Below are 21,241 nucleotides of genomic sequence, written 5' to 3'. Positions count from 1 at the left end.
TCCCCGGCCGTGCGCCGGGGACGGGCACCCTCCCTCTCCTCGCAGCCTCCCTGCAAGAAAGATAAGGACACTCCTGTGGCACAAGACGTGCTCACCGACCTGAGCAAGGTCCGCAACATCGGCATCATGGCGCACATCGATGCCGGCAAGACCACCACCACCGAGCGCATCCTGTTCTACACGGGCGTCAACCACAAGCTGGGCGAGACGCACGACGGTGCATCGACCACCGACTGGATGGAGCAGGAGAAGGAACGCGGCATCACGATCACGTCCGCCGCCGTGACCTGCTTCTGGAACAAGAACCAGATCAACATCATCGACACCCCCGGCCACGTGGACTTCACCGTCGAGGTGGAGCGCTCGCTCCGCGTCCTCGACGGCGCCGTCGCCGTCTTCGACGGCAAGGAGGGCGTCGAGCCCCAGTCCGAGACCGTCTGGCGTCAGGCCGACAAGTACAACGTCCCGCGCATCTGCTTCGTCAACAAGATGGACAAGCTGGGCGCCGACTTCTACTTCACGGTCGACACGATCATCAACCGCCTGGGCGCCAAGCCGCTCGTGCTGCAGCTCCCGATCGGCGCCGAGAACGACTTCGTCGGCGTCGTCGACCTCATCGAGATGCGCGCGCTGGTCTGGCCCGGCGACGCCAAGGGCGATGTGACCATGGGGGCGTCGTACGAGATCCAGGAGATCCCGGCCGACCTCAAGGACAAGGCCGAGGAGTACCGTCAGCAGCTGCTGGAGACCGTCGCGGAGACGGACGACGCGCTGCTGGAGAAGTTCTTCGGCGGCGAGGAGCTCACGGTCGCCGAGATCAAGGGCGCGATCCGCAAGCTCGTCATCGCGAGCGAGATCTACCCCGTGCTCTGCGGCTCGGCGTTCAAGAACCGCGGCGTGCAGCCGATGCTCGACGCGGTCGTCGACTTCCTCCCGTCCCCTCTGGACGTTCCCGCCATCGAGGCGCACGACCCGAAGGACGAGGAGAAGGTCATCGAGCGTCACCCCGACGCGAACGACCCCTTCGCCGCTCTCGCGTTCAAGGTCGCGGTGCACCCGTTCTTCGGTCGCCTCACCTATGTGCGCGTGTACTCGGGTCACCTCGAGTCCGGAGCGCAGGTCATCAACTCCACCAAGGGCAAGAAGGAGCGCATCGGGAAGATCTTCCAGATGCACGCCAACAAGGAGAACCCGGTCGACTCGCTCACCGCGGGCAACATCTACGCCGTCATCGGCCTGAAGGACACCACCACCGGTGACACCCTCGCCGACATCGCGCAGCCGGTCGTCCTCGAGTCGATGACGTTCCCGGAGCCGGTCATCGAGGTGGCCATCGAGCCGAAGACCAAGGCCGACCAGGAGAAGCTGGGTCTCGCGATCCAGAAGCTCGCCGAGGAGGACCCGACCTTCCGCACCGAGCTCAACCCCGAGACGGGTCAGACGACCATCAAGGGCATGGGCGAGCTGCACCTCGACATCCTCGTGGACCGCATGAAGCGCGAGTTCCGCGTCGAGGCGAACGTCGGAAAGCCCCAGGTGGCGTACCGCGAGACGATCCGCAAGGCCGTCGAGAAGTACGACTACACGCACAAGAAGCAGACCGGTGGATCGGGTCAGTTCGCGAAGATCCAGTTCAGCATCGAGCCGCTCGAGCTGGACGCCGAGAAGACCTACGAGTTCGAGAACAAGGTCACGGGCGGTCGCATCCCGCGCGAGTACATCGAGCCGACCAACCAGGGCTTCCAGGACGCCATGGCGGCCGGCGCCCTCGCGGGCTACCCGATGGTGGGTGTGAAGGCGATCCTGCTCGACGGTGCGTCGCACGACGTCGACTCCTCGGAGATGGCGTTCAAGATCGCCGGTTCGATGGGCTTCAAGGAGGCCGTCCGCCGCGCGAACCCCGTGCTGCTCGAGCCGGTCATGGCCGTCGAGGTCCGCACCCCGGAGGAGTACATGGGCGACGTCATCGGCGACCTGAACTCCCGTCGCGGTCAGATCCAGTCCATGGAGGACGCCGCCGGCGTCAAGGTCGTGCGGGCGCACGTCCCGCTGTCCGAGATGTTCGGATACATCGGCGACCTGCGCTCGAAGACCTCGGGCCGCGCCGTCTACTCGATGGAGTTCGACTCCTACGCTGAGGTCCCGCGGGCCGTGGCGGACGAGATCGTCCAGAAGACCAAGGGCGAGTAAGCCCTTGTCCCCGGATGCCCCTTCGGGGGCATCCGGGACACTCACAACTTCACATTCCCTCTCTACTAAACTGAGAAACCTAACCCGTAGAGAACCGGTCACAATCCAGTGCCCGGCATCCTCTACACGAACGTCCTGAGGAGGACCCAGTGGCTAAGGCCAAGTTCGAGCGGACCAAGCCGCACGTGAACATCGGAACGATCGGTCACGTCGACCACGGCAAGACCACGCTCACCGCAGCGATCTCGAAGGTTCTTGCCGACAAGTACCCGTCGGCGACCAACGTCCAGCGCGACTTCGCGTCGATCGACTCCGCTCCCGAGGAGCGTCAGCGCGGTATCACGATCAACATCTCGCACGTCGAGTACGAGACGCCCAAGCGTCACTACGCTCACGTCGACGCCCCCGGTCACGCTGACTACATCAAGAACATGATCACCGGCGCTGCTCAGATGGACGGTGCGATCCTCGTCGTCGCCGCCACCGACGGCCCGATGGCCCAGACCCGCGAGCACGTCCTGCTCGCCAAGCAGGTCGGCGTGCCGTACCTGCTCGTCGCGCTGAACAAGAGCGACATGGTCGACGACGAGGAGATCCTGGAGCTCGTCGAGCTCGAGGTCTCCGAGCTGCTCGCCTCGCAGGGCTTCGCCGAGGACGCTCCTGTCGTGCGCGTCTCCGGCCTGAAGGCGCTCGAGGGCGACGAGAAGTGGGTCCAGTCGATCCTCGACCTCATGGACGCCGTCGACGAGAACATCCCCGACCCGGTGCGTGACAAGGACAAGCCGTTCCTTATGCCCATCGAGGACGTCTTCACCATCACCGGTCGTGGCACGGTCGTCACGGGTCGCGCCGAGCGCGGCACGCTGGCCATCAACTCCGAGGTCGAGATCGTCGGCATCCGCCCGACGCAGAAGACCACGGTCACCGGTATCGAGATGTTCCACAAGCAGCTCGACGAGGCATGGGCCGGCGAGAACTGCGGTCTGCTCCTCCGCGGCACCAAGCGTGAGGACGTGGAGCGCGGCCAGGTCGTCGTCAAGCCGGGTTCGGTCACGCCGCACACCGACTTCGAGGGCACGGCGTACATCCTGTCCAAGGACGAGGGCGGCCGTCACAACCCGTTCTACACGAACTACCGTCCGCAGTTCTACTTCCGCACCACCGACGTCACCGGCGTCATCTCGCTGCCCGAGGGCACCGAGATGGTCATGCCCGGCGACACCACCGACATGACGGTCGAGCTGATCCAGCCGATCGCCATGGAGGAGGGCCTCGGCTTCGCCATCCGCGAGGGTGGACGCACCGTGGGCGCCGGCACGGTCACGAAGATCATCAAGTAAGTTCTCTTGCTCCGCAAAGGGGTCGAGCCCTCGGGCTCGGCCCCTTTGCCGTTCCCTGCGACCAGGGGTTCCCTTCGCGCCCGCGGACGGGCAAAATGAATCTGGCTGACGGAACTCCGTCGGCGAACGATCTCTGATGGGGGAAGCACGTGGGTATCGAAGACATCGTCAACAAGGGCAAGGACGCGTTCGAGCAGAACAAGGACAAGATCGAGGAAGTCGTCAAGAGCGAGCAGGCCGAGGACGTCAGCGACAAGGTCCTCGACGGCATCGCGGACTTCGCGAAGAAGGTGGCGCCCGGCGCGGCGGACAAGATCGACGAGATCCGCGACAACGTCGACAAGTCGGTCGGCAACGAGTGATCTGAGCTGATCGACGAAGGGCGGGATCCGGGCGGATCCCGCCCTTCGTCATGTCCGTGATCTGGCATCCGAACCGCGGATACCTTATGATGGACCGTGCCGCCTGGGGTTCTTGCGGCATGGATGTGCGAAGGGGTTCGCGCATCCGGATTCGCGCGGTGCGCCGCGCATGAAACTGGGGAACGATTTTGGGGATCGACGCATCGTCGGCGGCGCCTGCGCGCCGCCTGGCCGCCGTGCCGCTGCGCGGCGCGCGATCCGCCATGCCTCTGACGAGGATCCCGGCGTCCCTTCACGCCCGGATCCTTGCGTTCGGTGTGCCCCCTCGCACTGAACGCCTCCCCAAGAGCGGGGCGAGGCATGGGGATGCCTCGCCCCGCTCTCTCCCTCCGTTCGCTGAGCGTTCTCTCTCCCTCCGTTCGCTGAGCGTTCTCTTCCGCCTGTTCGCTGAGCGTTCTCTTCCGCCTGTTCGCTGAGTGTGCTCTCTCCCTCCGTTCGCCGAGTGCTCTCTTTCCTTCCGTTCGCTGAGTGTGCTCTCTTCCCTCCGTTCGCTGAGCGTCCTTCTCGCCGGTCCCCGAGCGCCTTCATCCGCCCGTCCGTTGAGCGTTCTCTCTTCCCTCCGTTCGTTGAGCGAGCGGAGCGAGTCGAAACGCTCCTCGACGAAGCCCTGGTCCGGCTCCTCGCCGCATTCCTCGCTCGCCGATCCGGAGGCGCGGGAGACGCGCGACACGCCCGGGTTTGCACAAGTGAAATCCGGCATGGCAGAATAGACAGGTTCCACATTCCGTGGGTGCGCTGTGCGCGCCGAGCGGATCACCACCAGGGCAGTGCATAGACGGCGTCCGTTTCGGGCAGCAGGGTTCTAGGCCGCGGGTGGCAGAACGAGATCCAACACCTCCTCCCGGAGGTTCTGCCGTGCGCCGAGAGGTGTGCGGGCTGACAGAAGAACAGTGGTGCGCAGGGCTCCCCGCGGAGTCCGAGTGCCGAGGCGCGAACAGCGCCGACGTGCGTCCAATGCCCCTCGGTCATCCGGCCGAGGACGGTAAGACGCCTTAAGAGAGAGAGCAGACAATGGCGGGACAGAAGATCCGCATTCGCCTGAAGTCGTACGACCACGAGGTCATCGACACGTCCGCACGCAAGATCGTCGACACCGTGACCCGTGCGGGCGCGACCGTCGTCGGCCCCGTGCCCCTTCCGACCGAGAAGAACGTCGTGTGCGTCATCCGGTCGCCGCACAAGTACAAGGACAGCCGCGAGCACTTCGAGATGCGCACCCACAAGCGTCTCATCGACATCGTCGACCCGACGCCCAAGGCCGTCGACTCGCTGATGCGCCTCGACCTGCCCGCCGATGTCAACATCGAGATCAAGCTCTGAGGCTCGCCATGGTTGACATCAACGCAAAGATCTCCAAGGGACTGCTGGGCACGAAGCTCGGCATGACCCAGGTGTGGAACGAGAGCGGCAAGCTCGTTCCCGTCACCGTCATCGAGCTCGCGCCGAACGTGGTCACCCAGATCCGCACCCCCGAGAAGGACGGCTACAACGCCGTCCAGATCGCGGCAGGTCAGATCGACCCGCGCAAGGTGACCAAGCCCCTCACCGCCCACTTCGAGGCCGCCGGCGTCACGCCGCGTCGCCATGTCACCGAGATCCGCACCGCGGATGCCGGCGACTACACCCTGGGCCAGGAGCTCACGGTCGACGGCGTCTTCGAGGCCGGCCAGCTGGTCGACGTCGTCGGCACCAGCAAGGGCAAGGGCTTCGCCGGCGTCATGAAGCGCCACAACTTCAAGGGCGTCTCGGCATCGCACGGTGCGCACCGCAACCACCGCAAGCCCGGCTCCATCGGCGCATCGTCGACTCCGAGCCGCGTCTTCAAGGGCATGCGCATGGCCGGCCGCATGGGCGGCGAGCGCGTGACCGTCCTCAACCTCACGGTGCACGCCATCGACGCCGAGAAGGGACTCCTGCTCGTCAAGGGCGCCGTCCCCGGTGCGCGTGGCCGCGTCGTCTACGTCCGCAACGCAGTGAAGGGTGCCTGATCATGGCTGACTCGACTCTCGCGCTCGACGTCCTCAAGGCCGACGGCAAGAAGGCCGGCTCCATCGAGCTGCCCGCCTCGCTCTTCGACGTCAAGACGAACATCCCGCTGATCCACCAGGTCGTCGTCGCCCAGCTCGCCGCTGCGCGTCAGGGCACCCACTCGACCAAGCGTCGCGGTGAGGTCTCCGGTGCCGGCCGCAAGCCCTTCAAGCAGAAGGGCACGGGTAACGCCCGTCAGGGATCGATCCGCGCTCCGCACATGACCGGCGGTGGCATCGTCCACGGCCCGAAGCCGCGCGACTACGCGCAGCGCACCCCCAAGAAGATGATCGCCGCCGCCCTGCTGGGCGCGCTGAGCGACCGCTTCCGCGGTGAGCGCCTGCACGCCGTCGAGGGTTTCGGCCTTGGCGCCGCCCCTTCGACCAAGACCGCGGCAGCTCTGCTCGCCCAGGTCGCAGGCCCGAAGAACATCCTGGTCGTCACCCAGCGCGACGACGAGGTGACCATCAAGTCCGTTCGCAACCTGCCGAACGTGCACTGGCTCACCTTCGACCAGCTCAACGCCTACGACGTGCTCGTCTCCGACGACATCGTCTTCACCAAGGCCGCGCTCGAGGCGTTCATCTCCTCGAAGGCCGGCGCTACCGAGGAGGTCTCGGCATGACCGAGCAGGCAAACGTCCTGGCGACCGCTCTCAACAAGGACCCGCGCGACATCATCCTGAAGCCGGTCGTGTCCGAGAAGAGCTACTCGCTCATCGACGAGGGCAAGTACACGTTCCTCGTGGACCCGCGCGCCTCGAAGACCGAGATCAAGCTCGCCATCGAGAAGATCTTCGGCGTCAAGGTCGCGAGCGTCAACACGATCAACCGCGTCGGCAAGGCCCGTCGCACCCGCTTCGGGACGGGCAAGCGCAAGGACACCAAGCGCGCCATCGTGACCCTGAAGTCGGGCACCATCGACATCTTCACGGCAATCGGCTGATCCGGGGGATAAGGACAATCATGGCTATTCGCAAGTACAAGCCCACGACCCCGGGTCGTCGCGGTTCGTCGGTGGCCGACTTCGCCGAGATCACCCGATCGACGCCCGAGAAGTCGCTGCTGCGCCCGCTGTCGAAGACCGGTGGCCGCAACAACCAGGGCCGCATCACGACCCGTCACATCGGTGGCGGCCACAAGCGCCAGTACCGCGTCATCGACTTCCGTCGCAATGACAAGGACGGCGTCAACGCCAAGGTCGCTCACATCGAGTACGACCCCAACCGCACCGCGCGCATCGCGCTGCTGCACTACTTCGACGGCGAGAAGCGCTACATCCTCGCGCCGAACAAGCTGAGCCAGGGCGACATCGTCGAGTCGGGCGCAGGGGCGGACATCAAGCCGGGCAACAACCTCCCGCTGAAGAACATCCCCACCGGCACCGTGATCCACGCGATCGAGCTCCGCCCAGGCGGCGGCGCGAAGCTCGCCCGCTCGGCCGGCACCTCGGTGCGCCTCGTCGCCAAGGACGGCCCCTACGCGCAGCTCCGCCTGCCGTCGGGTGAGATCCGCAACGTCGACGCGCGCTGCCGCGCCACCATCGGCGAGGTCGGCAACGCCGAGCAGTCGAACATCAACTGGGGCAAGGCCGGCCGCAAGCGCTGGAAGGGCGTCCGCCCGACCGTCCGCGGTGTCGCGATGAACCCGGTGGACCACCCGCACGGTGGTGGTGAGGGCAAGACGTCCGGTGGTCGTCACCCCGTCACGCCGTGGGGCCAGGCTGAGGGCCGCACCCGTCACGCCAACAAGGAAAGCGACAAGTACATCGTGCGTCGTCGCAACGCCGGCAAGAAGCGCAAGTAGGAGTAAGAGAAGATGCCTCGCAGTCTCAAGAAGGGCCCCTTCGTCGACGAGCACCTGCTTCGCAAGGTGGTCGTGCAGAACGAAGCCGGTACCAAGAACGTCATCAAGACCTGGTCGCGCCGTTCGATGATCATCCCGGCCATGCTGGGTCACACCATCGCCGTCCACGACGGTCGCAAGCACATCCCCGTGTTCGTGACCGAGACCATGGTCGGTCACAAGCTGGGCGAGTTCGCGCCCACCCGCACCTTCCGCGGCCACGAGAAGGACGACAAGAAGGGCCGCCGCCGCTGACGCGGGGGCGATAGAGGAGAGAGAAATGGTGGAGTCCATCGCACGCGTGCGACACATCCGCGTGACCCCTCAGAAGGCTCGTCGTGTCGTCGCGCTCATCAAGGGCAAGCAGGCCCAGGAGGCTCTGGCGATCCTGAAGTTCGCACAGCAGAGCGCCAGTGAGCCGATCTACAAGCTTGTCGCGTCGGCCATCGCCAACGCGCAGGTGAAGGCGGATCGTGACGGCGAGTACCTCGACGAGCAGGACCTGTACGTGAAGAATGCGTACGTGGACGAGGGCACGACGCTCAAGCGTTTCCAGCCCCGTGCACAGGGTCGCGCTTTCCAGATCAAGAAGCGCACGAGCCACATCACGGTCGTGCTCTCGACGCCGGAGGTCGCAGCAGTGGCCGAGGGCGACAGCAAGAAGAAGGCGAGCAAGTAATGGGACAGAAGGTAAACCCGTACGGCTTCCGCCTCGGTATCACCACCGACCACGTCTCGCGTTGGTTCTCCGACTCGACGAAGCCGGGTCAGCGCTACGCGGACTACGTTGCCGAGGACATCAAGATCCGAGGCCTCCTGAAGACGCAGCTGGACCGTGCCGGTGTCTCGAACATCGAGATCGAGCGCACCCGCGACCGCGTCCGTGTGGACATCCACACCGCGCGTCCGGGCATCGTCATCGGTCGTCGAGGTGCAGAGGCCGAGCGCATCCGCGGTGACCTCGAGAAGCTCACCGGCAAGCAGATCCAGCTGAACATCCTCGAGGTCAAGAACCCCGAGGCGGACGCTCAGCTGGTCGCGCAGGGCATCGCCGAGCAGCTCTCCGCTCGCGTGGCGTTCCGCCGTGCGATGCGCAAGGGCCTGCAGGGCGCTCAGCGCGCCGGCGCCAAGGGCATCCGCATCCAGGTCTCCGGCCGTCTCGGCGGCGCCGAGATGAGCCGCTCCGAGTTCTACCGCGAGGGTCGTGTGCCGCTGCACACGCTGCGCGCGAACATCGACTACGGCTTCTACGAGGCGAAGACCACCTTCGGCCGCATCGGCGTGAAGGTCTGGATCTACAAGGGCGACCTGACCAACAAGGAGCTCGCTCGCGAGCAGGCCAACGCACCCAAGTCCCGTCGTGACGACCGCGGCGACCGTCGCCGTGGTCCGCGCAGCGAGGCACCCGTCGCAGAAGGAGCGTCCGCCTGATGCTTATTCCCCGCAAGGTCAAGTACCGCAAGCAGCACCACCCCAAGCGTGACGGCCAGGCCACCGGCGGCACGAAGGTCTCCTTCGGCGAGTTCGGCATCCAGGCCCTCACGTCCGCCTACGTGACGAACCGTCAGATCGAGTCCGCTCGTATCGCGATGACCCGTCACATCAAGCGCGGTGGAAAGGTCTGGATCAACATCTACCCCGACCGTCCGCTCACGAAGAAGCCCGCCGAGACCCGCATGGGCTCCGGCAAGGGCTCCCCGGAGTGGTGGGTCGCAAACGTCAAGCCGGGTCGCGTCCTCTTCGAGGTCGCCGGCGTCAACGAGCAGCTCGCTCGTGAGGCACTGACCCGTGCCATCCACAAGCTGCCTCTCAAGGCACGCATCATCAAGCGCGAGGAGGGCGACGCGTAATGGCGATCGGCACCAAGGAGCTCGCTCCCAGCGAGCTCGACACGTTCGAAGACCAGCGCCTCGTCGAGGAGCTGCGTAAGGCCAAGGAGGAGCTGTTCAACCTCCGTTTCCAGTCGGCCACCGGCCAGCTGGAGAGCCACGGCCGCATCCGCGCCGTCAAGCGCGACATCGCGCGCCTGTACACCGTGATCCGCGAGCGCGAGCTGGGCATCCGTGCGACGCCCGCTCCGGTCGAGGCTCCGGCCAAGAAGGCGTCCAAGGCAAAGGCGAAGAAGTCCGAAGAGACTGACGCGCCGAAGGAGGAGGCCGAGTAATGGCTGAGAAGAAGGCAGCAGCCGTCGAGGTCGAGCACGCCGCTCACGACGTCCGCGACGCGGGCGCCCGTGGCTACCGCAAGGCCCGCCGCGGCTACGTCGTCAGCGACAAGATGGACAAGACCATCGTGGTCGAGGTCGAGGACCGCGTGAAGCACCCGCTTTACGGCAAGGTCATCCGCCGCACCTCGAAGGTCAAGGCGCACGATGAGACGAACTCCGCCGGCATCGGCGACCTCGTCCTCATCAACGAGACCCGCCCGCTGAGCGCCACGAAGCGCTGGCGTCTGGTGGAGATTCTGGAGAAGGCCAAGTGATTCAGCAGGAGTCCCGCCTCAAGGTCGCCGACAACACCGGCGCGAAGGAGCTGCTCACCATCCGCGTGCTCGGCGGTTCGCGCCGTCGTTACGCCGGCCTGGGCGACACCATCGTCGCGACCGTCAAGGACGCGATCCCTGGCGGCAACGTCAAGAAGGGCGACGTCGTCAAGGCGGTCATCGTCCGCACCGTGAAGCAGACCCGTCGTCCCGACGGTTCCTACATCAAGTTCGACGAGAACGCCGCCGTCATCCTGAAGAACGACGGGGAGCCCCGCGGCACCCGTATCTTCGGCCCGGTCGGTCGTGAGCTCCGTGACAAGAAGTTCATGAAGATCGTCTCGCTGGCACCGGAGGTCATCTGATCATGGCGAACATCAAGAAGGGCGACCTGGTTCAGGTCATCACGGGGCGCAAGCAGGACAAGGGCGGCGACCGCGGCAAGCAGGGCAAGGTCCTCGAGGTCCTCGTCGAGTCGAACCGCGTGATCGTCGAGGGCGTCAACTACGTCACGAAGCACACGCGCGTCGGACAGACGCAGCGCGGCACCAAGACGGGTGGCCTCGAGACCGTCGAGGCTCCCATCCACATCTCCAACGTCGCGGTCGTCGACCCGTCGGCCAAGAAGCCGACCCGCGTCGGCCACCGGGTCGAGGAGCAGACCAAGGACGGCGTCAAGCGCACCGTCCGCGTCCGCTACGCGAAGAAGTCAGGTAAGGACCTCTGATGAGCACCGACACTGCCGCGGTGGCTGGCAAGATCCAGCCCCGCCTGAAGCAGAAGTACAACGACGAGATCAAGAAGGCGCTGCAGGAGCAGTTCGGCTACACGAACGTCATGCAGATCCCCGGCCTCGTCAAGGTCGTCGTCAACACCGGTGTCGGCGAGGCGGCTCGCGACAGCAAGGTGATCGAGGGCGCGGTCGACGACCTCACCAAGATCACCGGTCAGAAGCCGATCGTCACGAAGGCCCGGAAGTCCATCGCGCAGTTCAAGCTGCGCGAGGGTCAGGCCATCGGCGCGCACGTCACCCTCCGCGGCGACCGCGCGTGGGAGTTCGTCGACCGCCTGGTCTCGCTGGCGCTGCCCCGCATCCGCGACTTCCGAGGGCTCTCGGCGAAGCAGTTCGACGGCAACGGCAACTACACCTTCGGTCTCCAGGAGCAGAGTGTGTTCCACGAGATCGATCAGGACAAGATCGACCGCGTCCGCGGTTTCGACATCACCGTGGTGACGTCGGCCAAGACGGATGACGAGGGGCGCGCGCTGCTGCGTCACCTCGGCTTCCCGTTCAAGGCCGACGACGCCGCGGTATAGGATCGAACGTTGGGCGGGGCGTCACGCGGCGTTTCGACTCCGCGGCTCCGCCGCCTCGCTCAACGATCGTCCCGTGGGTCGCGCAGCGGCCCACGGTAAGGCTCATCGCAGGCCGTCTGTCGTGTAACGGCAGCCGGAACCTCATGATCGAAAGAAGAACACCATGACAATGACAGACCCGGTCGCAGACTTGCTGACCCGTCTGCGCAACGCGAACTCGGCGCATCACGACTCCGTGACCCTGCCGTCGAGCAAGCTCAAGACGCACATCGCCGAGATCCTCCAGCAGGAGGGCTACATCGCCGGCTGGGACGTCGCCGACGCTCGCGTAGGCAAGAACCTCACGCTGACGCTCAAGTACGGTCCGAACCGTGAGCGCTCCATCGCCGGCATCAAGCGCGTCTCGAAGCCCGGCCTCCGCGTGTACGCGAAGTCGACGGAGCTGCCGAAGGTCCTCGGCGGACTCGGCGTGGCCATCCTGTCCACCTCCTCCGGTCTTCTCACCGACCGTCAGGCAGAGCAGAAGGGCGTGGGCGGAGAAGTTCTCGCCTACGTGTGGTGATACCGAAATGTCGCGTATTGGACGACTTCCCATCGAGATCCCCGCGGGCGTGACCGTCACGGTCGACGGCCGTGAGGTCGCGGTGAAGGGCCCCAAGGGTGAGCTCACCCTGACGGTCGCGAACCCCATCGAGGTCGTGGTCGAGGAGAACCAGGTTCTGGTCTCCCGGCCCGACGACGAGCGCGAGTCCCGGTCGCTTCACGGCCTGACCCGCACGCTCATCAACAACAACATCATCGGCGTGACCCAGGGCTACTCCAAGGGCCTCGAGGTCGTCGGCACCGGTTACCGCGTGGCGCAGAAGGGCGGCTCCGTCGAGTTCGCCCTCGGCTTCTCGCACCCGGTCCTGGTCGACCCGCCCGCCGGCATCACGCTCACGGTCGAGGGCACCAACAAGCTCACCGTCAGCGGCATCTCGAAGCAGGCTGTCGGCGAGGCAGCTGCGAACATCCGCAAGATCCGCAAGCCGGAGCCGTACAAGGGCAAGGGCGTCCGCTACGCGGGCGAGGTCGTGCGTCGCAAGGCCGGAAAGAGTGGTAAGTAACCATGGCTCTCAAGTCAAAGTCTGACGCCCGTTCGCGTCGTCATGCACGTCTTCGCAAGAAGATCGTCGGCACGGAGCTTCGTCCGCGCCTGGTCGTGAACCGTTCGGCCCGCCACGTCTTCGTGCAGCTGGTCGACGACAGCAAGGGCCACACCGTGGCTTCCGCATCCACGCTCGAGACCGACCTGCGCGGTTTCGAGGGTGACAAGACCGCCAAGGCCCGCAAGGTCGGCGAGCTCGTCGCCGAGCGTGCGAAGGCCGCCGGGGTTTCCGAGGCCGTGTTCGACCGTGGCGGCAACCGCTACGCGGGTCGTGTCGCGGCGATCGCCGAAGGCGCCCGTGAAGGGGGGCTGGCACTGTGAGTGACATCAAGGAGAACGAAGTGACCGAGACGGCTGCTGCCTCGACCGAGGCCGCTGAGCCCGCTCGTGAGCAGCGTGAGGGCCGCCGCGGCGGCCGCGACCGCAACCAGGGGGGCCGCGACCGAAATTCTCGCGACCGCGGCGACAACCAGTTCCTGGAGCGCGTCGTCACCATCAATCGCGTCTCGAAGGTCGTGAAGGGCGGACGCCGGTTCAGCTTCACCGCTCTCGTGGTCGTCGGCGACGGCGATGGTCTGGTCGGCGTCGGCTACGGCAAGGCTCGTGAGGTCCCCCTCGCGATCTCGAAGGGCGTCGAAGAGGCCAAGCGGAACTTCTTCCGCGTGCCGCGCGTCGGCAGCACCATCCCGCACCCCGTGCAGGGTGAGGCCGCCGCTGGAGTCGTGCTGCTCCGTCCGGCTGCCGCCGGTACCGGTGTCATCGCCGGCGGTCCGGTCCGCGCCGTGCTGGAGTGCGCGGGGATCCACGACGTGCTGTCGAAGTCGCTCGGCTCGTCGAACACGATCAACATCGTGCACGCGACGGTGGAGGCTCTGAAGCAGCTCGAGGAGCCCCGTGCGGTCGCCGCGCGCCGTGGCCTCGAGTTCGATCAGGTCGCCCCCGCGCGTCTGGTCCGTGCGGAGGCCGAGGCCATCGCCGCGCAGAAGGTAGGTGCCTGATGGCCGCGCGCCTCAAGGTCACGCAGATCAAGTCCAAGGTGAGCGAGAAGCAGAACCAGCGTGACACGCTGCGCAGCCTCGGTCTGAAGCGGATCGGTGACTCCACCGTCCGCCCCGACGACGCGCAGACGCGCGGTTACGTCCGGACCGTCGCCCACCTCGTCAAGGTTGAGGAGATCGACTAATGGCTGAGAAGAACGAAGCCGTCGAGGCGGAGGCCGTCAAGGCCCCCGCCAAGAAGGCCGCCGCTCCCAAGGCTGCCGCGGAGAAGAAGCCGGCTGCCGCCAGGAAGCCGGCCGCGAAGGCCGCCGCCGCCGAGAAGGCTCCCGCTGCTGCCAAGGCCGCCGGCGAGACCGCCGCCAAGAAGCCGGCTGCCGCCAAGAAGCCCGCCGCCAAGAAGGAGGCCGAGGCTTCGCGTCCCGGCGTCCTGAAGGTGCACCACCTGCGTCCGGTCCCCGGCGCCAACACCGCCAAGACCCGTGTCGGCCGCGGTGAGGGCTCCAAGGGCAAGACCGCCGGTCGCGGCACGAAGGGCACCAAGGCCCGCAACACCGTGCGCGTCGGATTCGAGGGTGGGCAGATGCCGCTGCACATGCGCACCCCGAAGCTCCGCGGCTTCAAGAACCCGTTCCGCGTCGAGTACCAGGTCGTGAACCTGGAGAAGCTCGCCGAGCTCTACCCGAAGGGCGGAGAGGTCACCGTCAGCGACCTGGTCGCCAAGGGTGCGGTTCGCAAGAACGAGAAGGTCAAGGTCCTCGGCAACGGGGACATCGCGGTGAAGCTCACCGTCACGGTCGACAAGGTCTCGGGTTCCGCCGAGCAGAAGATCGTGGCTGCGGGCGGATCCGTCAAGTAACCACTGCTCAGAGGGGTCGGAGAATTCTCCGGCCCCTCTGTGCGTTACTCTGGAGTTTCGGCCGTCCTACGGGGATCGGCGACCTTTCAGGAGGAAAGCCCTTGTTTAGCGCCATCGCGCGGATCTTCCGCACGCCCGACCTGCGTCGGAAGATCGGTTTCACCCTGGCGATCATCGCCATCTACCGTCTCGGCTCGCATATCCCTGCTCCGTTCGTGCACTTCCCGAACGTCGAGGAGTGCCTCCGTATCAACTCGGGCACCGAGGGCCTGCTGAGTCTCGTCAACCTCTTCTCCGGCGGCGCGCTGCTGCAGCTGTCGATCTTCGCGCTGGGCGTCATGCCGTACATCACGGCGACGATCATCACGCAGCTGCTGCGCGTGGTCATCCCGCACTTCGAGGCACTGCACAAGGAGGGCCAGGCCGGTCAGGCACGGCTCACGCAGTACACCCGCTACCTCACGATCGCCCTCGCGCTGCTGCAGTCGACGACCCTCGTCACGGTGGCCCGCAGCGGGCAGCTCTTCGGCACCACCGATGTCGCGGCGTGCCAGAACCTGCTGACCAACGATGTCTGGTGGGCGCAGCTGCTCGTGATCATCGCGATGACCGCCGGTACCGGCCTCATCATGTGGTTCGCGGAGCTCGTCACCGAGCGCGGCATCGGCAACGGCATGTCCCTGCTGATCTTCACGTCCATCGCGGCGACCTTCCCGGCCGCGATGTGGACCATCTGGGAGACCAACGGCTTCGAGGTGTTCCTCCTCGTCCTCGCCGTCGGCATCATCGTGATGGGCCTCGTCGTGTTCGTCGAGCAGTCGCAGCGCCGCATCCCCGTGCAGTACGCGAAGCGGATGGTCGGACGCCGCACCTACGGCGGGACGAACACGTACATTCCGATCAAGGTGAACATGGCCGGCGTGATCCCGGTCATCTTCGCCTCCTCGCTGCTGTACATCCCGATGCTCATCGCGCAGTTCAACACTCCGCAGGATGGCACAGAGCCGGCGGCCTGGGTCACATGGATCTCGCAGTACTTCACGACGGGCGACCACCCGCTCTACATGGCGGCGTACTTCCTGCTGATCATCGGCTTCACGTACTTCTACGTGGCGATCACGTTCAACCCGGTCGAGGTCGCGGACAACATGAAGAAGTACGGCGGGTTCATCCCGGGCATCCGCGCGGGACGCCCGACCGCGGAGTACCTGGACTACGTCCTCACCCGCATCACCCTTCCCGGCTCGATCTACCTCGGTCTGATCGCGCTGATCCCGCTGGTCGCCCTCGCCACCGTCGGCGCCAACCAGAACTTCCCGTTCGGCGGCGCGTCGATCCTCATCATCGTGGGCGTGGGGCTCGAGACGGTCAAGCAGATCGACGCGCAGCTGCAGCAGCGTCACTACGAAGGGCTGCTCCGATGACGCGATCCGCTCGTCTTCTCATCGTCGGCCCGCAGGGATCGGGCAAGGGCACTCAGGGCGTGCGCATCGCCGAGGCGTTCGGGATCCCGGTGGTCTCGACCGGCGACATGTTCCGCGCGAACATCAAGGGCGGCACCGAGCTCGGCAAGCAGGTCACGGAGATCCTCGATCGCGGCGACCTCGTCCCCGATGAGCTCACCGGTGAGATCGTGCGCGATCGTCTGTCGCAGCAGGATGCCGTGAACGGCTTCCTGCTGGACGGGTATCCGCGCAACGCCGTCCAGGTCGGCGACCTGGACGAGTATCTCTCCGGGCGCGGCGAGGCGCTGGACGCGGTCATCCTGTTGGACGTGCCGCGCGGCGAGAGCATCGCCCGTCTGAAGCTGCGTGCCGAGGAGCAGGGCCGCTCGGACGACACCGAAGAGGCCATCGCGCATCGTCTGGACATCTACGAGAACGAGACTGCGCCCATCGTGGCCGTGTACGGCGAGCGGGGCATCGTCGACCGGATCGACGGGGTCGGCTCGCTCGACGAGATCACCGAGCGCATCACCGCAGCGCTGGACGCGCGCGGTCTGCGCGTGACGGTCTGAGCGTGTTCCGCCGTTCGATCTACAAGACCCCCGCGCAGCTGAGGGCGATGATCGAGCCTGGACTGATCACGGCGGCGTCGCTGGACGCCGCGCGCGATCTGGTGCGTCCCGGCATCACGACTGCGGAGATCGACGCGGCTGCGAACGCGGCGATCCTCGCTCGCGGCGCGGAGTCGAACTTCCAGTTGGTGCGCGGCTACCGTCATACCACCTGCATCTCGGTGAACGACCAGGTGGTGCACGGAATTCCAGGGGATCGCATCCTGCAGCCGGGGGACATCGTCTCCGTCGACAGCGGTGCGCAGTTCCGCGGATGGAACGGCGACAGCGCTCGCACCTTCATCGTCCCCGACGCTGCGCGGCCGGAGCTCGTCGCCGCGCGCGAAGAGCTCTCACGGGTGACCGAGGGATCGATGTGGGCCGGCATCGCCGCGATGACCGCCGTCCGTAACGTCGGCGACATCGGCGCAGCGATCGAGGGCTATATCGAGGCGCAGGGCGAGTACGGCATCCTCCGCGAGTACGTCGGCCACGGCATCGGCCGGAAGATGCACGAATCGCCGAGCGTGTTCAACTACCGCACTCCCGATCCCGGCGCCGAGCTGAAGCCGGGCCTGGTCCTCGCGATCGAGCCGATGGTGACCGCCGGCGGCGAGGCGACGTTCGTGGAGGACGACGACTGGACCGTCACCACCGTCGACGGCAGTGACGGCTCGCACTGGGAGCACAGCGTCGCGCTGCACGCGGACGGCATCTGGGTGCTGACCGCGGCCGACGGCGGGGCCGCGGGCCTCGCTCCCTTCGGCGTGACTCCCGTCCCGCTTTAGCCTGGCTCGCCCGCTGAGACTTATGTTGCGGGGTGGCGCTTGTCTCGGCAGTGCCAGCCTCACTCGGCAAGACAAGTCTCGACGCCGCCCCGGGCGGGGGCGGCGGGCCTGCACAGGGGGCGGGGCGGAGCGCGTTGTCCACAGCTGTCGTGGGAACGGGGATCGCGCGCGAGCACGGCGACCGAGGAATGTGCACAATGAGCGCATGCCGCTTCTGCTCTCGGACCGGGCCGTGCTCGAATCGCCCGTGCCGATCCACACCACTGCGGATGCTGTGCTGCTCGGGCTGGACCTGACCTCCGCGAGCTGGAGGCGATTGCGCAAGGGGGTGTACGTGCATGCGCAGCGGTACGCGAAGCTCACACCGTGGGAGCGCTATGCGGTGCGCGTGCATGCCTACCTCCGCCGGCATCCGGACGCGGTGCTGTGCCTCGAGTCCGCCGCGCTCGTGCACGGGCTGCCTTCGTTCGGAGAGACGTGCTGCATCCATGTGTACGACCCGGCGGGCGTCAGCGCGCAAGCATCCGGAGATGTCCGCGTCCATGTGAGCGAGACGCCACGGGAGGTCCAGCGGATCGGTGGGATCCTCGTCACGAGTCTTCAGGACACCGTCATCGATCTCGCCGGCGTGATGCGCCCTGCCGACGCGCTCGCGGTGGCGGATGCTGCCCTGTCTGCGGTCCAGGGCGGCACGCTGATCCTCGACGACCTCTGCGCTAGAAGCGCAGAGCGGAGCTCCAGTCGCGGACGTGCGCGGATGCGCTGGGTCTGGGCGAACGCCGATGGCCGGGCCGAGTCGCCCCATGAGAGCGTCAGCCGTGCGGTGATCCTCTGGGCGGGCTACGAGCCGCCCGTTCTCCAGCAGGTGTTCCGCTATGACGGGCACCTGGATCGCTGCGATTTCTTCTTCATACGGAGCAAGACGGTCGGTGAGGCGGACGGATGGGGCAAGTACGCGTTGGACTCCCCGGACGAGGCTGCTCGCAAGCTCGCCGACGAAAAGCGGCGAGAGGATCGCCTGCGCCGGCACGGGCATCCGTTCGCGAGGTGGATGCCGGCAGATGCGTGGCAGGTCGGCCCGCTCTGCGCAGCGCTCGACAGCGCCGGCGTTCGCCGGGTCCGCCTCGCCCGACCTGAGTTGCTCGCGACGTTGCGTTCCCGTCCACGGGCGCTGAAGGTCTCCTGACCGCCGGACTTACTTTGCGAGGTGACAATGGCACAGCCTGGACACGTCTCGCTCCACAACCCAAGTCTCGCCGGGAGAGAGAGGGGGAGGAGAGGGGGAGGCGGGTTCACAACAGGGGCATAGGAATATGCGACAGGATGCATGCTGAGGCGCGTCTGCGCCCGCAAGCGTCAGCGGGACCGCGCCCTGCGTGTGCCCTGGAAGATCGGAAGACAATGGCAGCAGCACAGAGCAGGCCCAATTGGTTCGTGATCGGCGTCTCCACGGCCGTGGTGGTCGTCCTCGTCGCGATCGCCGGGCTCGTCGTGTTCCTCAACAACCAGGCCACCGCGCCCGGCACCGCTCCGGAGAGCAGCGCGCTCATCGACCAGGAGAGCGGCGCGATCTCCTTCGGCGAGGGCGAGACCACGATCGACACCTACGTCGACTTCATGTGCCCGATCTGCGGTCAGTTCGAGGATGCCTACGGGGAGACCCTGCAGACGGCGGCGTCGAACGACGAGATCACGCTGAACATCCACCCGATCTCGATCCTGAACCGCTACTCGACCACCGGCGAGTACTCCTCGCTCTCGGCCGGCTCGATGTACTGCGTGGCCGAGGCCGCCCCCGATGCCGCGCTGGACTACTTCAACCTCCTGTTCGCGAATCAGCCGGAGGAGAACACCGCCGGTCTCACCGCCGATGAGCTGGCAGCCCTCGCGGAGCAGGCGGGCGCGAGCGCGGCCGCGGACTGCATCGCGGACGGCTCCTACATGCAGTTCACCGAGGACCAGGCCGACGCGCACGAGATCGGCGGCACGCCGACCGTCGAGATCGACGGAGAGCGCATCGACAACGGCGACATCCCCACCCGGTTCGCCGAGATCTTCGGCTGAGCCGGGATCGCAGGAGCGACGGCAGCGCTCCATTTGCCGGATGCGCTGCCGTCGTCTAATATAGATCTTTGGTGCTTTGCGCCTGGTTCGGCGTGTCCGGCGAGGCGGGCATCCACCCATCCCATCCACCGCAGATCGACCGGTCTGCAGAAGCGTCAGCGAGGCTATGGCTAAGAAAGACGGTGTCATCGAGATCGAGGGAACCGTGTCCGAGGCGCTGCCCAACGCGATGTTCCGCGTTGAGCTCACCAACGGGCACAAGGTTCTGGCGACGATCTCCGGAAAGATGCGGCAGAACTACATCCGCATCATCCCCGAGGACCGCGTGGTCGTGGAGCTCAGCCCCTACGATCTGACCCGCGGCCGCATCGTCTACCGCTACCGCTGATCGGTCGAGAAGTAACGCCCCAGGCGACATGCCTGCCCGGTGAAGACAGCGAACAGGAAACACAATGAAGGTCAACCCCAGCGTCAAGCCCATCTGCGATCACTGCAAGGTGATCCGACGTCACGGCCGCGTCATGGTGATCTGCAAGAGCAACCCCAGGCACAAGCAGCGGCAGGGCTGACGCCCCACCGCAGCTCGTGCCCGTCACGCGGTGCTCGTAAGCCCGGCGAAGCCGGGGAGCAGCGCCAGGGCTGAGCCGCAGCTCAGTCCAGGCCGGCCCCGCGGCGGCTCGTCGGATCCGACTCACAACTCAATACGCATTCAGGCAGGATCAAGATCCCACGCGCGTGGGGGACACCTCGGGACAGAGGCCCGGGTCCCCATCCTGCTCCACACCTCTACTCATCCCAGGAGAATCGCATGGCACGTCTTGCCGGCGTTGACATCCCGCGCGACAAGCGCGTGGTGATCGCCCTTACCTACATCTACGGCGTCGGCCGTACCCGTTCGGTCGAGATCCTCAAGGCCACCGAGATCGACGAGTCGATCCGCGTGAAGGACCTCACGGACGACCAGCTCGTCGCACTCCGCGACCACATCGAAGGCAACTACAAGGTGGAGGGCGACCTGCGCCGCGAGGTTGCAGCAGACATCCGCCGCAAGGTCGAGATCGGCTCCTACGAGGGCATCCGCCACCGTCGTGGCCTCCCGGTCCGTGGTCAGCGCACCAAGACCAACGCCCGCACCCGCAAGGGCCCGAAGCGCACCGTCGCCGGCAAGAAGAAGGCCCGCTGAGCGCGGCCAGGGACTAGGAGAAGACTTTCATGGCTGCACCCAAGGCCGCCGCGCGCAAGCCGCGCCGCAAGGAGAAGAAGAACATCGCGCTGGGCCAGGCCCACATCAAGTCGACGTTCAACAACACGATCGTTTCCATCACCGACCCGTCCGGCGCCGTCATCAGCTGGGCGTCGTCCGGTGGCGTGGGCTTCAAGGGCTCGCGCAAGTCGACCCCGTACGCGGCAGGCATGGCCGCCGAGTCGGCCGCACGCCAGGCTCAGGAGCACGGTGTCAAGAAGGTGGACGTCTTCGTGAAGGGTCCGGGCTCGGGCCGCGAGACCGCGATTCGCTCGCTGCAGGCCGCCGGCCTCGAGGTCGGCTCGATCCAGGACGTGACGCCGCAGGCCCACAACGGCTGCCGTCCGCCGAAGCGCCGCCGCGTCTGATCTCGTGAACGAGGATGCCGGTCCCGACAGGGGCCGGCATCCTCGACGCAGGTTTCCACAACTCAACACCTCACCCACCACATGTCATATAGCGGGCAT

At 66.4% G+C, this 21,241-nt stretch carries 32 protein-coding genes; all 32 read left to right on the top strand.

Annotated features, from left to right (window positions below):
- Window positions 1-75: 75 nt before the first annotated feature.
- The 32 genes from fusA to rpsK all read left to right on the top strand — a co-directional run bounded on the left by fusA (window position 76) and on the right by rpsK (window position 21,142).
- Complete coding sequence (gene fusA / locus ACYVGQ_RS00325) at window positions 76-2,190, top strand: elongation factor G (protein ID WP_460782490.1); 2,115 nt, start codon at window positions 76-78, stop codon at window positions 2,188-2,190.
- 149 nt (window positions 2,191-2,339) lie between these two features.
- A complete protein-coding gene (gene tuf / locus ACYVGQ_RS00320; protein WP_460782489.1) occupies window positions 2,340-3,530 on the top strand; it encodes an elongation factor Tu in 1,191 nt (396 codons plus the stop codon).
- 149 nt (window positions 3,531-3,679) lie between these two features.
- On the top strand, window positions 3,680-3,892 hold the full coding sequence (locus ACYVGQ_RS00315) for a hypothetical protein (protein ID WP_460782488.1): 213 nt from the start codon (window positions 3,680-3,682) through the stop codon (window positions 3,890-3,892).
- A gap of 1,071 nt (window positions 3,893-4,963) precedes the next feature.
- The gene (gene rpsJ, locus ACYVGQ_RS00310; protein WP_017201594.1) at window positions 4,964-5,272 is read left to right on the top strand and encodes a 30S ribosomal protein S10; all 309 of its coding nucleotides are present in this window, start codon (window positions 4,964-4,966) and stop codon (window positions 5,270-5,272) included.
- An 8-nt stretch (window positions 5,273-5,280) separates the two neighbouring features.
- Entirely contained in the window at window positions 5,281-5,940 is a 660-nt protein-coding gene (rplC, locus tag ACYVGQ_RS00305) for a 50S ribosomal protein L3 (protein ID WP_460782487.1), read from the top strand.
- Between the two features lie 2 nt (window positions 5,941-5,942).
- Window positions 5,943-6,605 (top strand): 50S ribosomal protein L4, encoded by a 663-nt coding sequence (rplD, locus tag ACYVGQ_RS00300; RefSeq protein ID WP_460782486.1) that lies wholly within the window; start codon window positions 5,943-5,945, stop codon window positions 6,603-6,605.
- Window positions 6,602-6,925 carry a 50S ribosomal protein L23 gene (gene rplW / locus ACYVGQ_RS00295; RefSeq protein ID WP_460782485.1) on the top strand — a complete coding sequence of 108 codons (324 nt, stop codon included), beginning with the start codon at window positions 6,602-6,604 and terminating at the stop codon, window positions 6,923-6,925. Before rplD ends, rplW begins: the two co-directional genes overlap by 4 nt.
- Window positions 6,926-6,945: 20 nt before the next feature.
- Window positions 6,946-7,785: a 50S ribosomal protein L2 gene (gene rplB, locus ACYVGQ_RS00290; protein ID WP_460782484.1), complete on the top strand. Its 840-nt coding sequence runs from the start codon at window positions 6,946-6,948 to the stop codon at window positions 7,783-7,785.
- A gap of 12 nt (window positions 7,786-7,797) precedes the next feature.
- Window positions 7,798-8,079 carry a 30S ribosomal protein S19 gene (gene rpsS, locus ACYVGQ_RS00285; protein WP_120229702.1) on the top strand — a complete coding sequence of 94 codons (282 nt, stop codon included), beginning with the start codon at window positions 7,798-7,800 and terminating at the stop codon, window positions 8,077-8,079.
- Window positions 8,080-8,104: 25 nt separating this feature from the next.
- Window positions 8,105-8,503: a 50S ribosomal protein L22 gene (rplV, locus tag ACYVGQ_RS00280; RefSeq protein WP_460782483.1), complete on the top strand. Its 399-nt coding sequence runs from the start codon at window positions 8,105-8,107 to the stop codon at window positions 8,501-8,503.
- Window positions 8,503-9,255 (top strand): 30S ribosomal protein S3, encoded by a 753-nt coding sequence (gene rpsC / locus ACYVGQ_RS00275; protein WP_460782482.1) that lies wholly within the window; start codon window positions 8,503-8,505, stop codon window positions 9,253-9,255. The genes rplV and rpsC overlap by 1 nt, the downstream gene beginning before the upstream one ends.
- Window positions 9,255-9,674: a 50S ribosomal protein L16 gene (gene rplP, locus ACYVGQ_RS00270; RefSeq protein WP_310018780.1), complete on the top strand. Its 420-nt coding sequence runs from the start codon at window positions 9,255-9,257 to the stop codon at window positions 9,672-9,674. Before rpsC ends, rplP begins: the two co-directional genes overlap by 1 nt.
- On the top strand, window positions 9,674-9,988 hold the full coding sequence (rpmC, locus tag ACYVGQ_RS00265; protein WP_460782481.1) for a 50S ribosomal protein L29: 315 nt from the start codon (window positions 9,674-9,676) through the stop codon (window positions 9,986-9,988). Before rplP ends, rpmC begins: the two co-directional genes overlap by 1 nt.
- Window positions 9,988-10,305 carry a 30S ribosomal protein S17 gene (rpsQ, locus tag ACYVGQ_RS00260; RefSeq protein WP_460782480.1) on the top strand — a complete coding sequence of 106 codons (318 nt, stop codon included), beginning with the start codon at window positions 9,988-9,990 and terminating at the stop codon, window positions 10,303-10,305. The genes rpmC and rpsQ overlap by 1 nt, the downstream gene beginning before the upstream one ends.
- Complete coding sequence (gene rplN / locus ACYVGQ_RS00255; RefSeq protein ID WP_067354309.1) at window positions 10,302-10,670, top strand: 50S ribosomal protein L14; 369 nt, start codon at window positions 10,302-10,304, stop codon at window positions 10,668-10,670. Before rpsQ ends, rplN begins: the two co-directional genes overlap by 4 nt.
- Window positions 10,671-10,672: 2 nt before the next feature.
- Window positions 10,673-11,032 (top strand): 50S ribosomal protein L24, encoded by a 360-nt coding sequence (rplX, locus tag ACYVGQ_RS00250; RefSeq protein ID WP_460782479.1) that lies wholly within the window; start codon window positions 10,673-10,675, stop codon window positions 11,030-11,032.
- Window positions 11,032-11,622 carry a 50S ribosomal protein L5 gene (gene rplE / locus ACYVGQ_RS00245; protein WP_460782478.1) on the top strand — a complete coding sequence of 197 codons (591 nt, stop codon included), beginning with the start codon at window positions 11,032-11,034 and terminating at the stop codon, window positions 11,620-11,622. The genes rplX and rplE overlap by 1 nt, the downstream gene beginning before the upstream one ends.
- A 163-nt stretch (window positions 11,623-11,785) precedes the next feature.
- Window positions 11,786-12,184 carry a 30S ribosomal protein S8 gene (gene rpsH / locus ACYVGQ_RS00240; protein ID WP_460782477.1) on the top strand — a complete coding sequence of 133 codons (399 nt, stop codon included), beginning with the start codon at window positions 11,786-11,788 and terminating at the stop codon, window positions 12,182-12,184.
- A 7-nt stretch (window positions 12,185-12,191) separates the two neighbouring features.
- Window positions 12,192-12,728 carry a 50S ribosomal protein L6 gene (rplF, locus tag ACYVGQ_RS00235; RefSeq protein WP_460782476.1) on the top strand — a complete coding sequence of 179 codons (537 nt, stop codon included), beginning with the start codon at window positions 12,192-12,194 and terminating at the stop codon, window positions 12,726-12,728.
- 2 nt (window positions 12,729-12,730) lie between these two features.
- Window positions 12,731-13,090, top strand: a complete 360-nt coding sequence (gene rplR, locus ACYVGQ_RS00230; RefSeq protein ID WP_460782475.1) for a 50S ribosomal protein L18 — start codon at window positions 12,731-12,733, stop codon at window positions 13,088-13,090.
- Complete coding sequence (rpsE, locus tag ACYVGQ_RS00225) at window positions 13,087-13,767, top strand: 30S ribosomal protein S5 (protein WP_460782474.1); 681 nt, start codon at window positions 13,087-13,089, stop codon at window positions 13,765-13,767. Before rplR ends, rpsE begins: the two co-directional genes overlap by 4 nt.
- The gene (gene rpmD, locus ACYVGQ_RS00220) at window positions 13,767-13,952 is read left to right on the top strand and encodes a 50S ribosomal protein L30 (protein WP_067194508.1); all 186 of its coding nucleotides are present in this window, start codon (window positions 13,767-13,769) and stop codon (window positions 13,950-13,952) included. Before rpsE ends, rpmD begins: the two co-directional genes overlap by 1 nt.
- Window positions 13,952-14,623, top strand: coding sequence for a 50S ribosomal protein L15 (gene rplO, locus ACYVGQ_RS00215; RefSeq protein WP_460782473.1), 672 nt, complete (start codon window positions 13,952-13,954; stop codon window positions 14,621-14,623). The genes rpmD and rplO overlap by 1 nt, the downstream gene beginning before the upstream one ends.
- A gap of 101 nt (window positions 14,624-14,724) precedes the next feature.
- Window positions 14,725-16,047 (top strand): preprotein translocase subunit SecY, encoded by a 1,323-nt coding sequence (gene secY / locus ACYVGQ_RS00210; protein ID WP_460782472.1) that lies wholly within the window; start codon window positions 14,725-14,727, stop codon window positions 16,045-16,047.
- On the top strand, window positions 16,044-16,640 hold the full coding sequence (locus tag ACYVGQ_RS00205) for an adenylate kinase (protein ID WP_460782471.1): 597 nt from the start codon (window positions 16,044-16,046) through the stop codon (window positions 16,638-16,640). Before secY ends, ACYVGQ_RS00205 begins: the two co-directional genes overlap by 4 nt.
- 2 nt (window positions 16,641-16,642) lie before the next feature.
- On the top strand, window positions 16,643-17,467 hold the full coding sequence (gene map, locus ACYVGQ_RS00200) for a type I methionyl aminopeptidase (protein ID WP_460782470.1): 825 nt from the start codon (window positions 16,643-16,645) through the stop codon (window positions 17,465-17,467).
- Between the two features lie 205 nt (window positions 17,468-17,672).
- The gene (locus ACYVGQ_RS00195; RefSeq protein WP_460782469.1) at window positions 17,673-18,653 is read left to right on the top strand and encodes a hypothetical protein; all 981 of its coding nucleotides are present in this window, start codon (window positions 17,673-17,675) and stop codon (window positions 18,651-18,653) included.
- Window positions 18,654-18,868: 215 nt separating this feature from the next.
- On the top strand, window positions 18,869-19,531 hold the full coding sequence (locus ACYVGQ_RS00190; RefSeq protein WP_460782467.1) for a DsbA family protein: 663 nt from the start codon (window positions 18,869-18,871) through the stop codon (window positions 19,529-19,531).
- 166 nt (window positions 19,532-19,697) lie between these two features.
- Complete coding sequence (infA, locus tag ACYVGQ_RS00185) at window positions 19,698-19,919, top strand: translation initiation factor IF-1 (protein ID WP_013583992.1); 222 nt, start codon at window positions 19,698-19,700, stop codon at window positions 19,917-19,919.
- A 64-nt stretch (window positions 19,920-19,983) separates the two neighbouring features.
- Window positions 19,984-20,100: a 50S ribosomal protein L36 gene (gene rpmJ / locus ACYVGQ_RS00180; protein WP_005050492.1), complete on the top strand. Its 117-nt coding sequence runs from the start codon at window positions 19,984-19,986 to the stop codon at window positions 20,098-20,100.
- A gap of 239 nt (window positions 20,101-20,339) precedes the next feature.
- Entirely contained in the window at window positions 20,340-20,714 is a 375-nt protein-coding gene (gene rpsM, locus ACYVGQ_RS00175; RefSeq protein ID WP_460782465.1) for a 30S ribosomal protein S13, read from the top strand.
- A gap of 29 nt (window positions 20,715-20,743) precedes the next feature.
- On the top strand, window positions 20,744-21,142 hold the full coding sequence (gene rpsK, locus ACYVGQ_RS00170) for a 30S ribosomal protein S11 (RefSeq protein ID WP_045249905.1): 399 nt from the start codon (window positions 20,744-20,746) through the stop codon (window positions 21,140-21,142).
- The last annotated feature ends 99 nt before the right edge of the window (window positions 21,143-21,241 follow it).

The sequence above is a fragment of the Microbacterium tumbae genome (assembly GCF_054780175.1).
This window is presented reverse-complemented; position numbering and strand designations above follow the sequence as displayed.

Bases quoted from the DNA above. Each gene is read 5' to 3' on its own strand.
- rplC (WP_460782487.1), top strand. From the start codon at position 5,281: ATGGTTGACATCAACGCAAAGATCTCCAAGGGACTGCTGGGCACGAAG.
- rplD (WP_460782486.1), top strand. From the start codon at position 5,943: ATGGCTGACTCGACTCTCGCGCTCGACGTCCTCAAGGCCGACGGCAAG.
- rpsK (WP_045249905.1), top strand. From the start codon at position 20,744: ATGGCTGCACCCAAGGCCGCCGCGCGCAAGCCGCGCCGCAAGGAGAAG.
- rplW (WP_460782485.1), top strand. From the start codon at position 6,602: ATGACCGAGCAGGCAAACGTCCTGGCGACCGCTCTCAACAAGGACCCG.
- infA (WP_013583992.1), top strand. From the start codon at position 19,698: ATGGCTAAGAAAGACGGTGTCATCGAGATCGAGGGAACCGTGTCCGAG.
- rpsC (WP_460782482.1), top strand. From the start codon at position 8,503: ATGGGACAGAAGGTAAACCCGTACGGCTTCCGCCTCGGTATCACCACC.
- rpsS (WP_120229702.1), top strand. From the start codon at position 7,798: ATGCCTCGCAGTCTCAAGAAGGGCCCCTTCGTCGACGAGCACCTGCTT.
- ACYVGQ_RS00190 (WP_460782467.1), top strand. From the start codon at position 18,869: ATGGCAGCAGCACAGAGCAGGCCCAATTGGTTCGTGATCGGCGTCTCC.
- rplF (WP_460782476.1), top strand. From the start codon at position 12,192: ATGTCGCGTATTGGACGACTTCCCATCGAGATCCCCGCGGGCGTGACC.
- rplV (WP_460782483.1), top strand. From the start codon at position 8,105: ATGGTGGAGTCCATCGCACGCGTGCGACACATCCGCGTGACCCCTCAG.
- rpmJ (WP_005050492.1), top strand. From the start codon at position 19,984: ATGAAGGTCAACCCCAGCGTCAAGCCCATCTGCGATCACTGCAAGGTG.
- rpmC (WP_460782481.1), top strand. From the start codon at position 9,674: ATGGCGATCGGCACCAAGGAGCTCGCTCCCAGCGAGCTCGACACGTTC.
- rplB (WP_460782484.1), top strand. From the start codon at position 6,946: ATGGCTATTCGCAAGTACAAGCCCACGACCCCGGGTCGTCGCGGTTCG.
- ACYVGQ_RS00195 (WP_460782469.1), top strand. From the start codon at position 17,673: ATGCCGCTTCTGCTCTCGGACCGGGCCGTGCTCGAATCGCCCGTGCCG.
- rpsJ (WP_017201594.1), top strand. From the start codon at position 4,964: ATGGCGGGACAGAAGATCCGCATTCGCCTGAAGTCGTACGACCACGAG.
- ACYVGQ_RS00205 (WP_460782471.1), top strand. From the start codon at position 16,044: ATGACGCGATCCGCTCGTCTTCTCATCGTCGGCCCGCAGGGATCGGGC.
- rplO (WP_460782473.1), top strand. From the start codon at position 13,952: ATGGCTGAGAAGAACGAAGCCGTCGAGGCGGAGGCCGTCAAGGCCCCC.
- rplR (WP_460782475.1), top strand. From the start codon at position 12,731: ATGGCTCTCAAGTCAAAGTCTGACGCCCGTTCGCGTCGTCATGCACGT.
- rpmD (WP_067194508.1), top strand. From the start codon at position 13,767: ATGGCCGCGCGCCTCAAGGTCACGCAGATCAAGTCCAAGGTGAGCGAG.
- rplE (WP_460782478.1), top strand. From the start codon at position 11,032: ATGAGCACCGACACTGCCGCGGTGGCTGGCAAGATCCAGCCCCGCCTG.
- rpsH (WP_460782477.1), top strand. From the start codon at position 11,786: ATGACAATGACAGACCCGGTCGCAGACTTGCTGACCCGTCTGCGCAAC.
- rplX (WP_460782479.1), top strand. From the start codon at position 10,673: ATGGCGAACATCAAGAAGGGCGACCTGGTTCAGGTCATCACGGGGCGC.
- rplP (WP_310018780.1), top strand. From the start codon at position 9,255: ATGCTTATTCCCCGCAAGGTCAAGTACCGCAAGCAGCACCACCCCAAG.
- rpsM (WP_460782465.1), top strand. From the start codon at position 20,340: ATGGCACGTCTTGCCGGCGTTGACATCCCGCGCGACAAGCGCGTGGTG.
- rpsQ (WP_460782480.1), top strand. From the start codon at position 9,988: ATGGCTGAGAAGAAGGCAGCAGCCGTCGAGGTCGAGCACGCCGCTCAC.